The organism is Methanosarcina thermophila TM-1, from assembly GCF_000969885.1.
Lineage (GTDB): Archaea > Halobacteriota > Methanosarcinia > Methanosarcinales > Methanosarcinaceae > Methanosarcina > Methanosarcina thermophila.
The window spans coordinates 780,821-800,259 of sequence record NZ_CP009501.1 but is presented as its reverse complement, the minus strand read 5'-3'; the positions used below and the strand labels follow the sequence as shown (position 1 = coordinate 800,259).

Genomic DNA, 19,439 nt, shown 5'->3' with positions numbered 1-19,439 from the left:
TACTAGCGCCAGGAAATATACCAACACGAGGATATGCTATATTAAGTATTTTAAAAACTCAAGAACTTCCAATGATTTTTAAATAAAGAAAACAGGAATTTCATAACAAACAGGTTGAGGTGAAGAAATGTTCTGTAACCAGTGTCAGGAAGCGCTTAATGTAAAGGGCTGTACAAAAAATGGGGTGTGCGGTAAAAAAGGAGAAGTTGCAGATCTCCAGGACAGGCTGATCTATGTACTCAAAAGTATCTCTTTCTATAACCTGAAAGCAAGGGCTGCAGGCGTTAATGAAGAGGCAACCGACAGATTTGTACTTGACAGTTACTTTGCAACCCTTACGAACACCAATTTTGATAAACAGGAATTTGAGTCTCTTATAAACAAAGGGTTTAAGCTCAGAGACGAAATCAAAGGAAAACTGCCAGCTGAAGCTTTAGCTGCTGAGAAATCCCTGCCTGCGGTGGCTACGGTTACTCCGGAGAATATAGGAAGCCTTGATGTCGCAGTTCACTCCACGCAGGACGAGGATATCAGGTCTCTCCGGGAGATTCTGACCTTTGGACTGAAAGGTCTGGCTGCTTATGCTCACCATGCGTATGTTCTGGGATATAAGGATGAAGGAATCTATGAGTTCATAGAAAAAGGGCTTGTCTCGACTACGGACGACAGCCTGGATATGGAAACTCTGCTCGGAATGGTTCTGGAATGCGGAAAAAAAGGCGTATCCGTGCTTGCCCTGCTCGATAAAGCAAACACAGAAACCTATGGAAACCCGGAGCCGACAGCGGTTAATATTGGAGTCAGGGACAGACCCGGAATTCTCATTAGCGGACATGACCTCCGGGACCTGGAACAGCTGCTTGAGCAGACAAAAGGCACAGGAATTGATGTTTATACGCACGGGGAAATGCTGCCTGCAAATGCCTACCCTGCCTTCAAAAAATACGATAACTTCGTAGGCAATTACGGGAATTCATGGTGGAAACAGTATGAAGAGTTTGAGAAGTTTAACGGTCCAATTCTTATGACTACAAACTGTATAATCCCGCCAAGAGAGTCGTACAAAAATCGGATTTATACTACAGGTGTTGTTGGATTTGAAGGGCTTACCCACATATACGAAAAAGAAGACGGTACTAAGGATTTTTCTCCTCTAATCGAGCAGGCAAAAACGAGCAAGCCACCTGAGCCTATCGAAAGCGGAACTATAACCGCAGGTTTTGCACACGAGGCAGCTCTGTCGGTCGCGGATAAGATTATAGACGCTGTAAAAAGCGGAAAGATAAGCAGGTTCATTGTTATGGCAGGTTGTGACGGCAGGCATAAAGAAAGAGCCTATTATACCGATTTTGCAAAAGCCCTGCCTAAAGATACCGTAATTCTTACTGCAGGCTGTGCCAAATACCGGTATAATAAACTCGACCTCGGTGACATCGAAGGAATTCCGAGGGTTATCGATGCCGGACAGTGCAACGATTCTTACTCGCTTGTGGTAATTGCCCAGAAACTTGCAGAGGTTTTCGGGCTTGAGAACATAAACGACCTGCCGGTCTCGTATAATATAGCCTGGTACGAACAAAAAGCCGTGCTTGTTCTGCTTGCCCTCCTGAGTCTTGGCATAAAAAATATTACCCTCGGCCCGACACTTCCGGCTTTCCTCTCACCTAACGTGGTTAAAGTGCTGGTTGAAAACTTCAATCTCAGACCCAACACAACCGTTGAAGAAGATATGAAAGTGCTTCTGAAACAAGCCTGAAACCAGGCAGCTAGAAAAGCGAGCCTCTTTTAAGAGGACTCGTCTTCAATTTATTTGAAAAAAAGCCTGGAGCGCAAACTTTTTAGAAAAAAGTTTGATCAAAAACCTTTTGAAAAAAGGTTTTATCGAAAACCGTCAAGGAGGCATGATAAACCGGCGCAACGGTTTCGGTCAAGCCTTTTCGTAAACGGGTTTCGGCTCAATGGTCGCAGTAAAACGGTTTTGTTAAAATATTCTGAACCTTTTATTTAGTCTAATTTCATGGTAGCCGCAGTTTTTGCATTTAAAGTACCTGATTTTCTTTCTAAGAGCACGATTTAATACGTCCATATTCCTGTATTCCACTATTGCATGTTCTTTCCCGCATTCTTCGCAGGTATCTTCTTTTAAATTGTCCTGTTTTTTTTCTTGATGATGATCTACGGGTTGAGGTTCGATTTTTATTTCCTCATGCCCGCAGTTTATACAATGCCAGTATTGTGTTAAGGTTTTTGTGTAGGAATCTATTCTGCTTTCTTCTTTTACGAGCGGAGCTTGAAACTCCTCAAAAACGAAATGCTTTCCACATTTTTCGCAGTAAGAATCTGTAAAATAATTTGCCATGGCTCGGTAATACCCAAACATATAAAGAAAAACTACTTCTGAGACAATTGATAGAAATTTTCCGGCTGATAGAAGACCTTCGGATTGTACAGGGAAAAATATAGGGAAGATCAGCAAAAACAGGAATAATAATATTGAGAAGAGAAGAAGCATTGAGAATAGCCTGGCTCTTTTTTTAATCTTTTCTGGTCCAAGCTTATTTGCAAGATTGATAGCTTCTTCCTTACTTTCAGGGCTGTACCTGGGTTTTAGCCTCTGGCTCATTTCCACGATATCGTTTTCAGGATCTATTCTATAGTTGACGCCATAATATGAAGCCTGATATGAGCCTGATGGAAACTTAATGCGTTTGTCTTTTGCCAATAGATCAGCTGCCCTTTTTTATTAGATTAAGTGTTATTCACGTTTTTTATATATCTCAGGCATGATAAATGTTTTTCCACCCCAATTCCCTTTGGGAAGATGCCACCCTTTTCATTCACTTCGTTATCTCAAGAGGCTAATTCATGGCAAAAGAAGTTGCTTTTAATTCGTTAAATGAAGTAAAGGATAGATAATTTAACGATATTAAAAAGACAGAAATATAAAAATTTATTTTAAAAAAGAAATAATTCTTTAAGAATAGAAAAAGCCAAGGTCCGGATTTGAACCAGGACTGAATCGCTCTGCTGGCGATTGCGTGACCCCTCCGCCACCTTGGCAGATTGTATAATTTTATACAGTATTCTAAGTATATAAATTTTTAGATTAATTGCATTTAGTCGACAAAGGGATGCTTCCATTTTGAGAGCCCGCATTCCCTTTCACTCGCTGCGCTTCCCCCAAGAATATGATGATCGAGATAACAGACGAAGTGTGATTCGCAGAAACACATTAAATATCGAATTGTAATGCCTCCTTATGGTTATTTGTTGCCGTGGGCAGGGGAATGTTAGCGACCCTGAGTTTGCCAATTATGTAATAAACAGCGGACCTGAAAATATGTGCACTGGATGTAAAAATCGTTTCTGGTTTACTGACAATATGCTTTGTCCTGCAGGTAATAAGTAATAAAAAGTATATTTTTTTCTTTGTTCTCAAGGTGAAAATTCATCTTTAGGGAGTTTACACGTTAAAAGTGAGTGTTTGTAATTATCACTTTAGCTGAGAACCTTCTGGTTTTTATACTCCTTCCTATAAAAAAAAGAGGCTTTTGCCTTATGAGTTAAGCTGAAAGATTATACAAGTATATATCTCTATCTACCTGATATTCTATGTCATTGCGTGTGTCCAGGTATACAATTTTATCGTCATAAATTGCAGGGTCGCTTGCATAAGTGCTATTTGTAATACGAATTGTCTCATTAGTTGAAACATTGTACATATAAATGTCACTCAACCATCTGTCACCTCCCCAGCATCTCCTTTCCCACACTACTCTATCGCCATATACATCTGGGTTGGTCGAATTGCCATCAAAAGTAATCTGACGTGTTTTATGCTTAGCAATATCTCGCATATGGATATTCATTGATCCGTTCTGGTATTCTATCCACACGACAATGTTTCCATAAATTTTACTGCCTTGTGCTGTACCAGTTCTGCTGATGTCACTTACTCTCTTTGTGGATATGTCGTATATGGAAATGTTTGTACTCCATTCCCATTCGCTTGAATTTACTTGATCTGCCTGTGTCCATAGTGTCCATACAATTTTATTCCCATAAATGGAAGCACCAATAAGAGCATTCTTATATGGAGTTAGTTGAACTTCTTTATTGGTGCTAAGGTTGTATAAATATAAACTGTTGCACTTAACATCTTGATAAGAGGAAGGCTGACCGTTAGCATATTTTGATCTTACATATACAAGATTATCGCCATAGATCGTTGGATTGCTTGCGTTAATGATTTTAGTTTCTTTGTCAGTGGAAATGTTATACACAATTACGTTATCCTCTTCACACCATGTAATTTTATCTCCTTGAATAGATGGGCTACTTTCTATATGTACTCCTAGCCCTGTTATATTTCCAGTAGTCAAGTTATACATGACAGCACTGTCAGTAGCAGTCTCAGCCCATGTAACAATGTTGCCATAGATTGATGGACTCAATGTTAGCCTCTCACCTACGATCATAGTCTCTTTGCCGGCGCTCGCTATTGATGTAAAGCTTATGAGAAAAATCAAAATAATTGCTAAATATGTTACTTTGTTCCCCACATTATCCCCATAAAGGATGTATACTGGAAACTAGATTAATATTACTGCTCATTATCAATATAAGAGGAAAGAGAAAGAAGAATAGATGTTATCTTTATCTTAAAATGAAAACACTAGTCTACAGGTTCGACATCCTTTTGTCTTTTTAATTAGGGGAGCAAAACAGGGCATGCCGTTTGTAAAGTTGCAGTAGGTGATAGTACTTTTCATCCAGTGCACTAATGTACTTAAATATCTGGTTGCGAAAACTAAGCGATCATTAAGTATAAACTAACTCGCTTTTTAATCCTAGTATACAAAATTAAACGAATCAATATTATTTTTAGAATACTATAAACAAGAATTTCATCTGCAGTTAAATGTTTATACTACCAATCAATATTAATTATTAACATAAGTTGGAATGTTTTTAAAGCCAGAAAAATAGAAACATTTTCTATAATTTATAAGGGGGTCAAAATAATGAGGAAAACTAAAAAATAAATCAAATCAAGAGACACCAGAATGTAAGGAATGGAAATATGGTCTGGAGAATTATGTTCGAAATATGTATTTCTCTTTGAAGGCTCAGAGAGATGCTGTCGAGAAGTCTTGTTGATGCAATTAACAAAGATTTTTGATTGTGATTAAAATGGTTGAATTTCTTGATACAAACGCAACTTCTTCAGAACTAAGTAAAATGATATCAAGATCTAAAGAAAAGCTATACCTGGTAAGCCCATATCTTCAAATGTCTGATAAGATAAAAATACTGATTCAACAAGCAGAAAAGGAATCGCCTGACATTGATATTAAAGTACTGTATCGTTCTGGCAAGAATGGAGAAATCAATGATAGGGACATGGATTTCCTTTTATAACAACTAAATAATGCTAGCATTTATTCACTCGACAATTTGCACGCTAAATGTTACTTAAATGAAGATTCAGCCATTATTACATCAATGAACCTGTATCAACACTCCCCAGGAAAACAATTGGGAAATGGGAATTAAAATCGATAAATCGAACGCCTCGTTCTTTATGCAGATATTGCACAGCACCTTTCTTTATTATTTGGTGCCAGTAAAAAGTATGAGAAGAAACTGATCAATTTTGGTGACATTGCCAATCAAACCATTCGGGTCAGCAAGAAATTAAAAAAAGTTAGCAAAATAGCAATACCAAATAGCTGTTTTTGTATAAGGTGTGGTAAAGGCATTAATTTTGATATAAACAAGCCCCTCTGCCCTGCCTGTTTTAAATCATGGCAAAGGTATATGGATAAAAAATATCAAGAAAAATATTGTCACTACTGCGGAAAGGCAAACAAAACATCTTTTGCTAAGCCTTTGTGCATTGATTGTTACAAAGAGATAAATCAGTGATTAATGTGCTATATGTTCTTTTAAAGTGCTAGAAAGTGATAAACTTTTATTCTCAACAGCAATTTTTTTAGAGAATTAAAGCTTGGAAGAAATTGGTTTCTGGGATTAGGTTAATCCCTAAAGAAGTTTTTATTTATAGGCATTTTTAAGCAGATACTTACAAAAACAAGCAGATAAGCCAGCTTAATGAAGTTACACAGAACAGACAGATCATATATAGAGCCTAAAACAGGAAAACAGCAAGTTAAAATACAATCTTTTGCCCGAAATTATGGACGTAAATCGTGGTGGCTCCTTTGGTAACCGTTTTTAATAAATATTATAATGAAAATTTCATAAAGTTTATTTATATCAAGTCGTAAATGACGATATGTGATAAAAGTTGATAAATTCTGATTGGGTAACACAAGTTATCGTTACTGGGATTACTGGGATTATTATTCCTATTTTAGTTATTCCAATCAATGTATACTTTTCAAATAAATTCAATAACAAAGGTCTACACGTACAAGGGAGAAACGAATATAGAAATTTTCTAATCGATAATTCAAAACCTATAGATAATCTTTTTTATAAATTAGATAGATATAAATATGACACGACGATGAAATACCTTTTTTTTCTTGAAGGGGTACCATTAGGTCTTCTTCTTTTCGTTTGTTTACTTTTATTGTCGATTACGCTTTCTAAAATAAATGGAATTAATAAAATTGGTTTTTTCACAGTATATCATAATTTTTTTTTATGAGGGACAAAATGACATTGATCTGCTGAGTGTAGTTCTATCTTTTAACTTGTTTCCTTTAATTATGGTAGTAACTATAGCTTTCTTTTTTTATATTTTCAATTTTAAAAGATACACTGAGCCCAAGCTTACAGAGGAGTTATCATTAAAAAAGTGCTCAAAATATATTTATTACTCATATTGGTTTTCAATAGGATTAATAATTGGACTTAACATCGGTGTTTTACTTTTTACTATTTCTGTTTATGATATAATTATAAAATTAATAACAAAACATTTGAGTCTATGAATAATTGTTTTAGGTTTCTACGCATCAGTTTTTATTGTGAACTTTAGGTTTATAGTTATTCTGTACAGGGAAATTAAATATTTCACAAACCGTTTTAAGCAAATGGTGACTGATTTCTATATTGATGATTTTCCTCACATACGAATAAAAACAAATGGGGAAGATATTTCTGGAAAAGTTGATGATATACACAATGAATCGTTAATAATTTTAAATGAAGGATGCACAATGAAGCCATACGTTGGGATCAGATAATAAGTATGGAGATAGACAAAGATGTAGTAAAAAGCAAGATAAATATGGAATCCTTGCCGGAAGTTATACAGAAAAAACCCTGGTGGAAATTCTGGTGAAGAGACTAGTTTTTATCCTTCTTCTTAGTTGATATTACTCTAATTTACTTATTCAGAGGATAATTGAGATTTTTGTAATGCTGAGGATTGATGCAAATTTCATCAGCTTTCTTGAAGACTGCCTCAAACAGTACAGGACTTTTCTTGCTTAATTTTTTAAGCCTTTTGAAAGCTTTCCTGTGATCATTTCACGCAGTATATTGTCTTCTAAAAAAAACTGAGTCTCAATACTCAGTTAGGCAGTGGTCACACTTATCTGATGGGTTCCCGGACTAACTGTATGGTACACATAATACACACCGTCTGCGTGGATCACATCACAGTTATCTGTCCCGTCATACTGAGCTTTAACACCTTTTTTGACATTTGTCAGCTTAATTGTAAAGTTATCAATTTGTTTTGAGGTGGTAATGTCAACAGTAACTCCTTTTGGGGTGTTATATGCCTGAATTTTTGTGGATTTCAAAGCGTCGTTATATTTTGCAATCTGGTCAAGCGTTGAAAATACAGTATAGCCGGTGTTTTTGCCTATATAATCCAGGGTTTTCGACATATTTGAGAACAGGTCCGGTTTTGTCATCATACCCTGAATATGACCGGCTATAATAAAGTTCGCCGGGAAATTGATTCCTTTGAAATGCTTCAGACAGGCTGCATTTTTCCTGTAAAAGTCGTTTGCATCACGTGGACTGATATCGAAATAACCCGGGACTTCAATCTCTATGGTATTTGTCTCTTTTCCGTACAGAATCTTCTGCTTCGGGAAAAATACGTTATTTGACTGCGTATCTCCAAGGGCGGTCATGCTGGTATAGTATCCGTAGGTGCTGTCGATTATGAACCCTGCATTCGATGCAGCCTGATAAGCCGGAACGGATGCGGCTGTATTGGGGAACCGGATTGATGAAAAACCATAGTTTGGCACGCCGGCAGCCTTGTTCATTATTGATTGAGCCTTTGTAATATTCTTCTGGAACTGAGCTACTGTAAAATCTGCTCTCCAATCAGTGATTCTATGTGGATGGATCGTGTGCGTATCCCCGTACTTAGAAAAATAGGCAAGCCCGGATTTTGATGTTTGTGATTCCGGAACGATGAAGAAAGTGTTCATGTCCTGCACGTTTGCAAGCTTCTTGCTCTTTTCCATCTCGAAGAAGTTACGGGTTTTTTGAATTTCTTTATCTGCCCCCATAACATCATCTATAGTTACAGTTATCTGTTTATCACCTCTAGGATAGGTGATGCTTATGCCATATGTGTTTTTATCAAGCCCAAGAATCCAGTTTTTACTGTTCTGGAACAGGCGGGTTGCTGTCTCTCTATTGAAATAGTTGCACGAGCCGCCCGAGATGAACATATTCTCATTTGAATAGATGGCTTTAGCTCCTGTTTTTGTATTTTCAAATCGGATGAGCACATCCCCATCTTTGCATACTGATGCCAGGACTTTGTATTTGAATCCCGATATATTGCCGCTGTCAGGATTGAACGACCTCGTGTATGTGGATTTATTGGCTGTGCTCAGGGATCTGTATGATCTGGATAAACCGTTTGTTATCGGATCGGTATTGTCTACAATAAAATTACTACTACGGTTAATCCAGATTTCACTGGGCTTTCCTAATATATTGATTCTATTGTCCGATATAGAACCGTCTGGTTTCATTCTTGGATCGGCAAAAAACCAGACTTTTCCCCCACTGTTCAGGTACTTGTTCACAGCTGTAGCAGCTTTGTCTGACATATGCTTATCAGGAACAAGAAGCAGCTCGTAATTCTTTTTAGTGAGATTCGATGTAATTGTAGAGTCTGTAAGATAATCAAGGTTGTATTCAAAAAACATCGCAGTGCATATAGGATCATGAGCCACAACATCAGTTGAAGGAAGATATACCGCTATCTTTTTTGTATTGTCCAGACAAGTAGAAGAGTCCGCTGCAGCTATCTGGCAGACGAGAACAAGGCATAATATACCTGCAAAAATACAGGAGGTTCTCATTACTTTAAATTTTATTTTTCTATCCAAGGAGTTCACCAGGCATCAGTCCAGATTATATCTTCAATACACAGTTATCCAGATCTCGACTATCAGTAAAAAACATCTAAGTTTATGACATGAAAAGAAGGGGATATAACCGGACTAAGATATGCGGTGATAACTAAATAAATTTTTCTTTAATGTTGCACTTATCAGGTTATGTGATAGCATGTACTTGAAGAAAACAGTACCAATAGCCTGCCTGTTCAACGATAAATTACAAGCCCAAAAATAGATAAGCCTCAAAACAGAGAGATATCTAAAAAATATCAGGTGGATTAACCACCCATTTTACCAGACTTTATCGCTCATTAGTACTTTAATTATTTTAGTTATTAAATCTTCTTTTACAGAACGATATCGCCAGCAAACTGACAACTCCACAAACCGCTCTAAATCCGGGTATGCTTGTAATTTTTCCCGTCTCAGATGTCAGTCTATCCTTACTTTCCAGTTTATCCTTACTTCCAAGGGCTATACTCTCCTGTCCGGGGTCCTGGATATCCGTTGCAAGTTCAGTTTCGTTTTCGGATTCTTTCTCTATGGTATTCCCTGTTATTGCAAAGTAAGTGAATCCTGGGGTATCAGCCGTAAAATACAGATATTTGCTATCTTCTCTCAACAGCTTTATGGGCAGTTCAGACCATTTTTTATCGCTGTACCTGTTAAGCGTGATTGAATTCTGGTCTATGTTCTTATCCTCAAGCCAGGATTTTTCGACCTTGAAGCACACTACAGGGTTCTCAATGTTCTTTTCTGTTGCGAAACCTGCATTTCCAACCCAGAGGTTGAAGTATTTATAAACCTCACCTGAGGACAGATTTGAAGTCAGGGTTGATTTTGCTTTGAGCTGTTCAACAATGGTTGTAGTCTTGCCTGCGGTCTTCTTTGCATCAAAACTCACATAAACAACACAGGTGGCATTCTTCGGGAAATCAAATTTCACAGAATTTCCGCTTACAACGCGTACTTGTGAAAGTTCCTTTACATCCACATTTCTTGCAGGCTCTGGGGAACCACCCCCACCGCCACCGCCGCCACGGCTGCCACCACGTTTACCGCCTGAACTCCCACTTTTGCTGCTTCCACTGCCTCCACTGCTTCCATCGGTGCTTCCATCGCCACCGCCGCTTGGGCTGCTTTGTTGTGTGACAGTTATTGTAGCAAGTTTTGAGGCAGTTCCTTTTTCATTGCTTACTGTCAGGTTAACGATATGGATTTGTGGTGCAGAGAAGATATGCACTGGATTTTGCTCAGTTGAATAATTTCCATCTCCAAAATTCCAGCTCCACTCCATTGCGTTTTTCGAGAGGTCGGTAAACTGGACAGAAAGAGGAGCATAACCCTCGCTCACATTGCTGTTGAAGTTTGCAAAAGGAAGTACTGGTTGCTTTATAAATTGCCCGAATGCAGCAGGAAATTCTCCTACACTCATTGTGGTTTTTACCCTGTGTGTGGCAGTGTCAATAACAGAAACAGTGTTGCTGCCACTATTCGTCACATATGCCTCATTTTCATCAGGATTGAATGAAACGCCAATAGGGTTGACTTCTACAGGCACAGAGGCTATAAGAGTATCTGTTACCGCGTCAATTATAGAAATGGTATTGCTGTCGTAGTTCGCCACATATACCATTTTTCCTTCTGGACTCACGGCATTTCCCTGAGGATTGTCTCCTACAGGCACTGTGGCTATTATAGTGTTTGTAGCCGTATCAATTACAGAGACAGTATCGTCCAGACTGTTCGACACGTACACCTTTGTTCCATCAGGGGTGACTGAAATTCCTGTAGAAACATTTCCCACAGGCACAGAGGCTATAACCCCATTTGTGGCAGTGTCAATTACAGAAACAATACTGCCTGTTGAGTTTTCAGAGTGATGTGAACTCGCAAAATATACCTTTGTTCCATCCGGTGTAACTGCAACTCCAGAAGGATAAATTCCTGCAGGGACTGTAGTTATGACAGTGTTCGTTGCAGTATCAATTACAGATGTAGTATTATCCAGATTATTCGCCACATGCACCTTTGTTCCATCGGGGGCGACTGCAATTCCCCAGGGCTTCCTTCCTACAGGAATTGTGGCTGTAACAGTGTTTGTTGCAGTATCAATTGCAGAGACAGTGTTGCTGTCATTGTTCGCTACATATACCTTTTTTCCATCCGGACTTACTCCAACTCCATAAGGGCCAGCACCTGCTTCCACAGTGGTGATAACAATGTCTTTTGCTGTGTCAATTACTGAGATAGTGTTGCTACCCATGTTTGCAATGTATGCGTAAGCAGGCTGCTTGAGAACAGCGATAGTAGCAAGTTTTGAATCTGTACCATTATCATTGCTTGCGGTCAGGTTGACAGGATAAGTTCCTATTCTGGAATAAACATGCACAGGATTCTGCTCGGTTGAATAGTTTCCATCTCCAAAATCCCAGTACCATCCAGTTGCATTTCTTGAGCTGTCGTTAAACTGCACATTCAATGGAACATAACCTTCGCTTACATTGCTGCTGAAGTTTGCAACAGGGAACGAAATTGGATAGGTGAATGCCTTGACACAGACATTTGCATTTGGATAGTGTGCTGTTAAGTCTTCCCATTTAATTCCATTAGGACTTATAAAACTCTCACCTGTGTTTGCTCTTGCTTTACTACTGTAGCCTGATCTTGGATATTCAAAGGCAATCGGGAAGTTATATCCAGGAGTTGTAAGCTTCAGAACTACCGAAAACTTTTGACCTGCTTTGAGCTTAACTCCTGAATTCAGGGGAATCGTGTGGTAGCCTGCAAATGGAATTGTACCGCTTTGGGCAAGAACATAGCCTGTTCTACTTATGGGGCTGAACTCTGGATCAGTGTGTATATATATTTCATAGTTGCAGTTTGAGTCTGTTGTATAGAAACCTACGGCTTTGAGAACTTCATAAGATTTTGCAGTAAAGACGTTTGCACACCAGCAAGTGGGATTACTATATCCAACACTGTTGACCCATCCGAGCGGGTCATACTGGTATATGGAATCATAATTATCAGTGTTTTCAGCTGTGAACACAACGTTTCCATCGTACCCGAGTTTTGTGTCGTAGTAGGATACATAGAAATATCCGTCCTCCCCCCAGGTCTTGCCCCAGCTATTTTTTACAATAAATGCACCATTTCCGGGAGGAACGTTGGAAAATTGATTCTTATCAAACGAGTCATTCCAGCCAACAATAGCCACAGCATGATTAGGATATGAAATATCATTGTTAAAGTAATAGTAACGTTGATCAGGGGAATAATAGGCAGGATCGACGTACATTGTGGTATATACCGCTCCGTAGTTCTGGACTGCAGATTTTATGTTATCATTGTCCATTGGACTTTTCCTGTCTGGAATAATTAGTACGTCTCGTATGTGTTTCTGTACACGTAATCCCGTAGGTGAATAGACCGAGGAATAATTAGAAGGATCATAAGGATCATCGGCTTCATCCACTGGTCCGCTCCAGCGAGCCAGATAGGCTGTTGACATGAGATGATTTCCGCCTTCATCCGGAGTATAATCAAAACCTTCTGGATATGCAGAAGAAAGCAGGTTTTTCATATTGTTTTCTGAGAAATCCCTGTTTTCTTCCGGCAGTAAGTATGATTCCAGAGACGCATAGGTTGCAAATGCCCAGCAAGTTCCTTCATGACCCTGATCTCTCACATCTGTTACCCTGTTCAGAGTTCGCAGATCATAGTAAGCCGGAGCAGATACATGTCCTGCTGAAACATCGCTTAGATGACTGAGATCTACAGGTGTGGGTACAAAACCGGTTTGATACTCACTTTGGGAAGGTGCACTTTGAGTATAATTTTTATTGTTAAGGTATCTGGTAAATTTGGGGTTTTCCGGTGCATATTTAAGCTCTGGGAGACTGTCAGTCTGGTTTAGGGCATTACTCTGAATCTCAGATGCTGTGTTTATTTCTGAAGGTTCTGTATCTGCTATCGCTATAGATGACCCTATAACAAAAAATAGAATCAGAAGTTCACTGAAGATTACTAGCTTTTTCCCCACATTTAGAATGCTTATTATATTGAAATTCTTCTTCATGTTGATCTCTGTCTTCATTTTTTGATTATCTTTCTCCACCTTTATTTGCCTCCCTTCATACATTTTGTAAACAAGTTTGCCCTAAAACCAAAGCTTGATTTTTGAATCTTACTCCCCATAGAATTTATAAAGTTCCAGACTATGAAAGCAGCTCTGGAAATTATAATTGAATTGTTAAAAATAAAAAGAATTTTGAAATTATCTTGTAAACATGCAAAATTCAGATATTTAAATTTCTTACGAATGTATCTCCCCCAAAATATAAGAATTTATTTAGACTGAGCTGCTACTATAATAATTGAGAAATCGCAGTTATAGAGAAATCTTCAGCAGTATTCGCAGCTTACCTCGCACAGTTGAATTGAAACGGCGCTGTTTTTTATAGCCCCCAAAAATACCGTAAAATAACTGATTAATTTGTAAACAGTATCAACCGAGTGCCAGGAAGTATGCTCCTGCAGTTATATATATTATCTAAATTTATTATAATCACGGAGTAATTCACACACATCTGGAAGGGAGATGGAATGGGGGAATAGAAACAGATGAAAACTAAGGATAGTTTATATTTATCACTCTTGACATCAGCAGTCGTCCTGGTTTGTGTTTTAATTCTCGGCTCATCGGCTGCACTGGCATCAAACGGACAAAATACATCGGAAAATTACTCTTCGAATAACAGTGAATTTCCATATCCACGCGGCACAGTTGCACCATATGGGATGATGGGATGGGAGACAGGGACTCAATTTTTAACCGAGGGTGCTACGCTTGTTCATTTAGGATGGAGGACTTCTATAACTCCACAGCAGTTTGTTAATAATATTAATAGAGGCAAACAGCTCGGTATTTCGAAATATCTGGTAGCTACCAGCGGTCCGCAGATGGAGTCTGAAAGCTTCTGGAGAAACGTCAGGGACATGGGAATTACTGATAATGATTTCTATGGCGTTTATCTTCCTGACGAGGAAGATGATCCTTCTACACTTATCAACATGCGTACAGCTATGAAAAAGTACTTCCCAAATGCTGTTGCTGGTGATTATTTAGGTGATATGCAGACTGGACCTGATGACAGAGAATTCATCCCGGGGCTGGATGTCTGTTATTTCACAACTTATACAAAATTCCATCCTGAACGCCCTCACGCCTGGGTATATGGGAATCTTATTGCCAATGCTCCTGATTGGAAGAATGCAGGAAAGACTGTATACGTAACAACCGAAGCTTTTGGTCAGGCTACTGAGGTGAATCCTTCAGATCCGGATCTGGATACTGAGCAAAAAGTGGCTGACCGTCACGAGAGCCAGATTGTCATGGGAATCTTAGGCGGAGCGCAGGGGGTTTTCTCATATGCTTATAAGTATGCAGCCGGGACTCCAAACTACGAAGGGTGGGCTGATTTCAAGCCGAAATATGAGCAGATCTGGCCCTGGATTATGAATGGCAACAGAACACTTCTGAGAACAAACGTAACCAGCGGTAGGGAGAGTATAACTTCAGATCCTGGTGGCACAATCGATGCAGTTACTGCCTATATGTTTACTGATTCCGAAGGTAAAAAACTGATAGCTTCGTCCAGCATGCTTGACTTTACCGAGGCAGACTGTACACCAAATACTGCAACAATTGCCGGCGTGCCAAATGGAAAGTATGAAGTCTTATGGGAAAACAGAACCGTAACTGTCACAGACGGAACCATCAACGATACCTGGGAACCATATGAGTATCATTTCTATCGGTTAGAGACAAATGATACCGGTAGCGAATAAGCTCTTACGCTTACAGGCACGTCGGATAGAATTTATTCATTAAGGGCAGGCAGGCTACTTCTTTTAAAACATTTGACAAACAGACAGATAACATAAGTTACAGATGCAGAAGAGATCTCATAAGATAAACTGAATGGGAAGCCGTGATGCTATGGATCTCAATGAAAAGGCAGACATGATTGGGCGTTTATATCTTGGGCTTGAACAGATTGAAGGATGTGGGGAATTCTCAGCTTTGATCCCTGAGGTTCGTACGAATTTTGTATATGCATCAAGAGAAGCAACAGATCCTGAAGATGTGCTTGCAGTAGACGGAAGGATCTCCGTAGTTGACGGATTTCCGGCAGCTATTGGAAAAATCAAATTTGGGGCTTCAGGTTATATGGCACGTGTCCTTCTGGAAATCCGGAAAAAAGATCCTGAGATAAGGTCTATTATAGATTTTGCAAATAATCCCGAGATTGCCGACTTTCTGAAAACTTACTGTGAAGAGAAGGAATGGGATTTCCCTATTGTAGACCGAAGTCAAGAACCTGAGAATATGAAGGATGCGGGGGGAGAAGCTATCTCCTGGATGATCGAGGAAGCTATTAGGGCTGCAGGGGGAAAAATGCCCAGAATCTTTTGCGAGACCGGTGCAGTTGGAAAAGAGCCGGTATGTATTCTCGTGGGGAAAGACCCTATCGAGGTTGCGGAACAGATGTGTGAACTTGCCAGAAATTATCATGCATCAAGAAAAAAGACTAAATGAAAAGCCGTAACGAAAGAGTTGCTATCCGGGAAAGCAGGACATACAAACAGGATGAAGAGGAGAGGGGAAATTTTTTCCCTCTCTTCCATGGAGTGAAGGAAGCCAGTTTTCTGGTTTTTTTTCTGGTTTTTTTCGCTGGTTTTTAGTCTTAACTGGTATCAGTAGATGTAGAAACTGCTGGTTTCGGTATCCGTTGGTTTCGGTATCCGTTATTTAAATGTATGGTATGCTTGTAGACTATATACCAACATGCTAACTTAAATTGATTTTTAAAACCTTTCTTCGAGTTATGAATTTTCGGAGCTTATTTTTAATTCCGTTATAATAAGCTTTTAATATCAAACGTATGAGTTTGATGTAGATGTTGATACAATATAGAAAAAAATTATAAGTTTGCCTAAAAGGAGCAGCTTCTGCTATAATTCATTACCTAACTCCCAAGATGAGGTTAATATTAATACTTATATTTTTAATTATAGAATAAAGAATAGAATGAGTTTTAATAAAGAAAAACTCTCATGGATATTACAAAATAAGAAAATAGTGAGAAAATAGGAAAATAGTGAGAAAATAGGAAAATAGTGAGAAAATAGGAAAATAGTGAGAAAATAAGAAAATGATGAGAAAATAAGAAAATAGTGAGCCTAAAAAGGACTTGTTTTTCTATTATAGAGGGGGGTTGATAGAATGGAAGGAAGTCTTTTCAAAAGAATTCTGATCGCAACCGACGGTTCAGAGAATGCAGAAAGAGCTGCCTCATATGGAATAAATATCGCAAAGGCAATAGGTGCTGAAGTGCATGCCCTGTATGTAATCTCTACTAAGCATGCAGTAACCACGCGAACGGTTATGGGCTGGAGTGAAGCCTTTGAGGAGTATCTTGCAGATAAGGGAGAAGTTGCGGTTGAAAACGTGAGAAAACTGGGAGAACAAGTCGGAGTTAAAGTTAAGCCCGCATACTCGAAAGGTATTCCAGCGGATAAAATCCTTGAATATGCCGATGAAAACAATATTGACCTTATAGTAATGGGCACGCATGGTCTGACAGGCATCAAAAAATTCCTGATCGGTAGCGTGGCAGAGAACGTTGTCAGGCACTCAAAGGTACCGGTGATGGTTATTCGATAAATACAGGCACTGAAGGCTGCTAACCCGAAATTCTGATCCCCAGTGCCGGAAAATTTTTTAAAGCTGCAACTTTAATCCTTAAAGATTCCAGAACCTTTAAATATGTCTTTTGCTTCCTCAAGGCTCAGGTCCGCTGGCGGCACGATGATATCGGATTCTGTTATCTCCTCCGCTCCAACTGGCTCCCCATTTTTCTTTATCTCGGAAATCAACTTAGCAAGTTCTTTCTGGAATTCCTCGGCTTTTCCTTCCTCTACCAATTTCACAATCCTGTTATCGATCTGATTCAACTCGTTACAAAGAGCCTCCGGTGCCCTGTACTGGCCTTCACCCATAATCCTGATTATCAATTCTCAGACCTCCTTACATTCCCTTCCTTATCTTCTTCTCCCCTGCTTTTCCTTATTTGCCTTCTTTTCCGGCTTCAGCCTTGAGTCTGGCAAGTTCGGATTCTACACTGGTTTTGGCACTGATTTTTGCAAGTTCCCGGTCTATTTCGTCCCTGCCGCCCGTAAGGTCTTCAAGTGTGCCTGCTTCCATAAGCTCGTCGATTGCTTCAGCTCGTGCCTTCATCTCTTCAGTCTTATTTTCAGCCCTTTCAAGTGCAAGACCTACATCTGCCATCTCTTCGCTTATTCCTGTGACAGACTCATTGATTTTCACCTGGGCTTCAGCTGCCGAATACTGGGCTTTAATCGACTCTTTTCGAGTCCTGAAAATCTCCACTTTCGTTGAAAGGCGCTTTTCTGCTTCCACCAGCTTCTCCTGCTGCTTGTCAAGCTCTGCAATTTCCCGGTTAATCTCTTCAACCTGCTGCTGGAGGGCAGCCTTTCTTTCAAGAGCGAGCCTTGCAAGATCCTCCCTGTCAGATGCAATGGCATCCCTTGCCTGACCTTCCAGTTTGTCTATGTTCTGAACCAGCTTTGCACGCTGAAGCTGGAGGCGCTTCTTTGAAGTTGCAACTTCTGCAACACCCTTTTTCACATTCTGGAGCAATTCCAGCTGCCTCTCATAAGAATAATCCAGCGTTTCCCGCGGGTCTTCCATTTTGTTAAGCAGCTTACTCATCTTTGATTTGAGCACTGTCTCCATTCTCGCTAATAATCCCATATATTTTCCCCTTTGCTTTTTAAAAGTTCCCAGGCCGAACGATCTGGGTTTTCATCCTTTTTTATTACTTCCATTATAGTTCTTTCACACGCTTTATCAGAAGGCTTCAGTATATTTGCAGTCTAGCTGTTCTCGCTGGAATTATATTATTAGCATATCTATATCCTTACTATAAATTTCTCTTGCATATCTATATCCTTACTATAAATTTCTCTTCCCGAACCAGGTTTTCTCTTATTAAATCAGGGTTATCTCTTTCTAAGTGTACTCTTTAAACTGTGGTTTTATAAGTTTGTAATTATATATACTATGATATTCTTCGTGGCGATGCGAACGGTTTATATAATCTGAGAGCAACTTATCTAAAGATATTATGGCAAAATCTGAGAGTAGAACAGAATTTTTTTATAACGAAAAAGGACTGATAGCAATAGACAGCCCTGTTAAACTCCAGATTCTCAACCTGCTCAGGGAAGAGCCCAGGTCATTCGATGAAATCGTAAAATATACAGCAAAAGCCAAGTCAACCATTTCCGTACATCTCAACAACCTCAGATCGTGCGAGCTTGTGGAAGAAAGCTTTAACCCAAAAGACCGCCGCCGCAAAATTTATTCCCTCACATCCCGCTACATGGGTTGCTCTCAGGAACCATTTATCGAGCACTACAGGAAACTATTGGAAAAGGCTCCTGCAAATGGATATGACAGGTTCTGCTTTGCAGAAATCCTGTTTCATGCGCTTTGCTTTGGTTTTGAAGCATATGGAATTAACAATGCTCCAGTTGTAAAAACTATAGGAAGCGATCTTGGAATATCTGTTTCCTCAATTTTCAAATCCGAAACCCAGGATGAGCTCCTGAAAGAGATTGGGGATTTTCTAGAATTCCATGGAAAATGCCGGGTTTCTGTACTCACGGATCCCATTGCTCTTCAGATTGAAGATAGTTTCAAAGCCAGTTCAATGCCTGTCATTGGGAAACCTTTCTGCTCTTTAATAGAAGGCATTATTGAAGGGATCCTTAAAGGAAAGCTTGAAAAGGATTATAAAGTTACCGAGACTGAGTGTTATGGGACAGGGCATGAACACTGTCTTTTCAAGATAACAATATGAATTCCTTTATTACATTCGCTGTTCTACATACCAAGTATTATTAGTATTTTGGGGTTTAAGCTACATCTCGTTCTTAGAATTTACTGGCTTACAAAATTTTCCCATGCCAGCTCTTTTTTCGGGCTTCGTCCTG

The 19,439-nt window shown here is 39.2% G+C and carries 14 protein-coding genes and 1 tRNA gene; 8 read left to right on the top strand and 7 right to left on the bottom strand.

Going from position 1 to position 19,439, the window contains the following annotated elements; translation table 11 throughout:
• The first annotated feature begins 127 nt into the window (after positions 1 to 127).
• Positions 128 to 1,756, top strand: coding sequence for a hydroxylamine reductase (gene hcp / locus MSTHT_RS03395; protein ID WP_048166566.1), 1,629 nt, complete (start codon positions 128 to 130; stop codon positions 1,754 to 1,756).
• 225 nt (positions 1,757 to 1,981) lie between these two features.
• Here hcp and MSTHT_RS03390 read toward each other — a convergent pair whose 3' ends face one another.
• Both MSTHT_RS03390 and MSTHT_RS14325 read right to left on the bottom strand, forming a co-directional pair.
• Positions 1,982 to 2,722, bottom strand: coding sequence for a zinc ribbon domain-containing protein (locus MSTHT_RS03390; RefSeq protein WP_048166565.1), 741 nt, complete (start codon positions 2,720 to 2,722; stop codon positions 1,982 to 1,984).
• A gap of 266 nt (positions 2,723 to 2,988) precedes the next feature.
• Positions 2,989 to 3,060: transfer RNA gene (locus tag MSTHT_RS14325), tRNA-Cys, on the bottom strand.
• Between the two features lie 199 nt (positions 3,061 to 3,259).
• Between MSTHT_RS14325 and MSTHT_RS14320 the strand changes: the two genes are divergently transcribed.
• Positions 3,260 to 3,409, top strand: a complete 150-nt coding sequence (locus MSTHT_RS14320; protein ID WP_156149701.1) for a hypothetical protein — start codon at positions 3,260 to 3,262, stop codon at positions 3,407 to 3,409.
• Between the two features lie 154 nt (positions 3,410 to 3,563).
• Here the strand turns inward: MSTHT_RS14320 and MSTHT_RS03380 are convergent, their stop codons facing one another.
• A complete protein-coding gene (locus tag MSTHT_RS03380) occupies positions 3,564 to 4,562 on the bottom strand; it encodes a TolB family protein (protein WP_048166563.1) in 999 nt (332 codons plus the stop codon).
• A gap of 622 nt (positions 4,563 to 5,184) precedes the next feature.
• Between MSTHT_RS03380 and MSTHT_RS13685 the strand changes: the two genes are divergently transcribed.
• Together MSTHT_RS13685 and MSTHT_RS14315 are read left to right on the top strand one after the other, a co-directional pair.
• Positions 5,185 to 5,421, top strand: coding sequence for a phospholipase D-like domain-containing protein (locus MSTHT_RS13685; RefSeq protein ID WP_052721821.1), 237 nt, complete (start codon positions 5,185 to 5,187; stop codon positions 5,419 to 5,421).
• Positions 5,422 to 7,064: 1,643 nt separating this feature from the next.
• A complete protein-coding gene (locus MSTHT_RS14315) occupies positions 7,065 to 7,217 on the top strand; it encodes a hypothetical protein (RefSeq protein WP_156149700.1) in 153 nt (50 codons plus the stop codon).
• A gap of 333 nt (positions 7,218 to 7,550) precedes the next feature.
• On the opposite strand, the gene MSTHT_RS03360 is transcribed toward MSTHT_RS14315, so the two are convergent.
• Both MSTHT_RS03360 and MSTHT_RS14975 read right to left on the bottom strand, forming a co-directional pair.
• Positions 7,551 to 9,314, bottom strand: coding sequence for a hypothetical protein (locus tag MSTHT_RS03360; protein WP_149761717.1), 1,764 nt, complete (start codon positions 9,312 to 9,314; stop codon positions 7,551 to 7,553).
• 367 nt (positions 9,315 to 9,681) lie between these two features.
• Positions 9,682 to 13,452 (bottom strand): PGF-pre-PGF domain-containing protein, encoded by a 3,771-nt coding sequence (locus MSTHT_RS14975; protein ID WP_231588176.1) that lies wholly within the window; start codon positions 13,450 to 13,452, stop codon positions 9,682 to 9,684.
• 527 nt (positions 13,453 to 13,979) lie between these two features.
• Here MSTHT_RS14975 and MSTHT_RS03350 point away from each other — a divergent pair.
• The 3 genes from MSTHT_RS03350 (at position 13,980) to MSTHT_RS03340 (ending at position 17,085) form a co-directional block, all read left to right on the top strand.
• Positions 13,980 to 15,206: a hypothetical protein gene (locus MSTHT_RS03350; protein ID WP_048166559.1), complete on the top strand. Its 1,227-nt coding sequence runs from the start codon at positions 13,980 to 13,982 to the stop codon at positions 15,204 to 15,206.
• Between the two features lie 133 nt (positions 15,207 to 15,339).
• Entirely contained in the window at positions 15,340 to 15,957 is a 618-nt protein-coding gene (locus MSTHT_RS03345; protein WP_231588175.1) for a thiamine-phosphate synthase family protein, read from the top strand.
• Positions 15,958 to 16,644: 687 nt separating this feature from the next.
• On the top strand, positions 16,645 to 17,085 hold the full coding sequence (locus tag MSTHT_RS03340) for a universal stress protein (protein ID WP_048166558.1): 441 nt from the start codon (positions 16,645 to 16,647) through the stop codon (positions 17,083 to 17,085).
• Positions 17,086 to 17,156: 71 nt separating this feature from the next.
• Here the strand turns inward: MSTHT_RS03340 and pspAA are convergent, their stop codons facing one another.
• A complete protein-coding gene (pspAA, locus tag MSTHT_RS03335) occupies positions 17,157 to 17,435 on the bottom strand; it encodes a PspA-associated protein PspAA (protein WP_048166557.1) in 279 nt (92 codons plus the stop codon).
• Between the two features lie 52 nt (positions 17,436 to 17,487).
• Positions 17,488 to 18,195: a PspA/IM30 family protein gene (locus tag MSTHT_RS03330; RefSeq protein WP_048166556.1), complete on the bottom strand. Its 708-nt coding sequence runs from the start codon at positions 18,193 to 18,195 to the stop codon at positions 17,488 to 17,490.
• 373 nt (positions 18,196 to 18,568) lie between these two features.
• Between MSTHT_RS03330 and MSTHT_RS03325 the strand changes: the two genes are divergently transcribed.
• Positions 18,569 to 19,306 (top strand): V4R domain-containing protein, encoded by a 738-nt coding sequence (locus MSTHT_RS03325; RefSeq protein WP_048166555.1) that lies wholly within the window; start codon positions 18,569 to 18,571, stop codon positions 19,304 to 19,306.
• Positions 19,307 to 19,439 lie beyond the last annotated feature (133 nt).

Coding starts and splice junctions, on each gene's coding strand:
- hcp (WP_048166566.1), top strand. CDS start 128: ATGTTCTGTAACCAGTGTCAGGAAGCGCTTAATGTAAAGGGCTGTACA.
- MSTHT_RS14320 (WP_156149701.1), top strand. CDS start 3,260: ATGGTTATTTGTTGCCGTGGGCAGGGGAATGTTAGCGACCCTGAGTTT.
- MSTHT_RS14315 (WP_156149700.1), top strand. CDS start 7,065: ATGGTGACTGATTTCTATATTGATGATTTTCCTCACATACGAATAAAA.
- MSTHT_RS03360 (WP_149761717.1), bottom strand. CDS start 9,314: ATGAGAACCTCCTGTATTTTTGCAGGTATATTATGCCTTGTTCTCGTC.
- MSTHT_RS14975 (WP_231588176.1), bottom strand. CDS start 13,452: ATGAAGACAGAGATCAACATGAAGAAGAATTTCAATATAATAAGCATT.
- MSTHT_RS03350 (WP_048166559.1), top strand. CDS start 13,980: ATGAAAACTAAGGATAGTTTATATTTATCACTCTTGACATCAGCAGTC.
- MSTHT_RS03345 (WP_231588175.1), top strand. CDS start 15,340: ATGGGAAGCCGTGATGCTATGGATCTCAATGAAAAGGCAGACATGATT.
- MSTHT_RS03340 (WP_048166558.1), top strand. CDS start 16,645: ATGGAAGGAAGTCTTTTCAAAAGAATTCTGATCGCAACCGACGGTTCA.
- MSTHT_RS03330 (WP_048166556.1), bottom strand. CDS start 18,195: ATGGGATTATTAGCGAGAATGGAGACAGTGCTCAAATCAAAGATGAGT.
- MSTHT_RS03325 (WP_048166555.1), top strand. CDS start 18,569: ATGGCAAAATCTGAGAGTAGAACAGAATTTTTTTATAACGAAAAAGGA.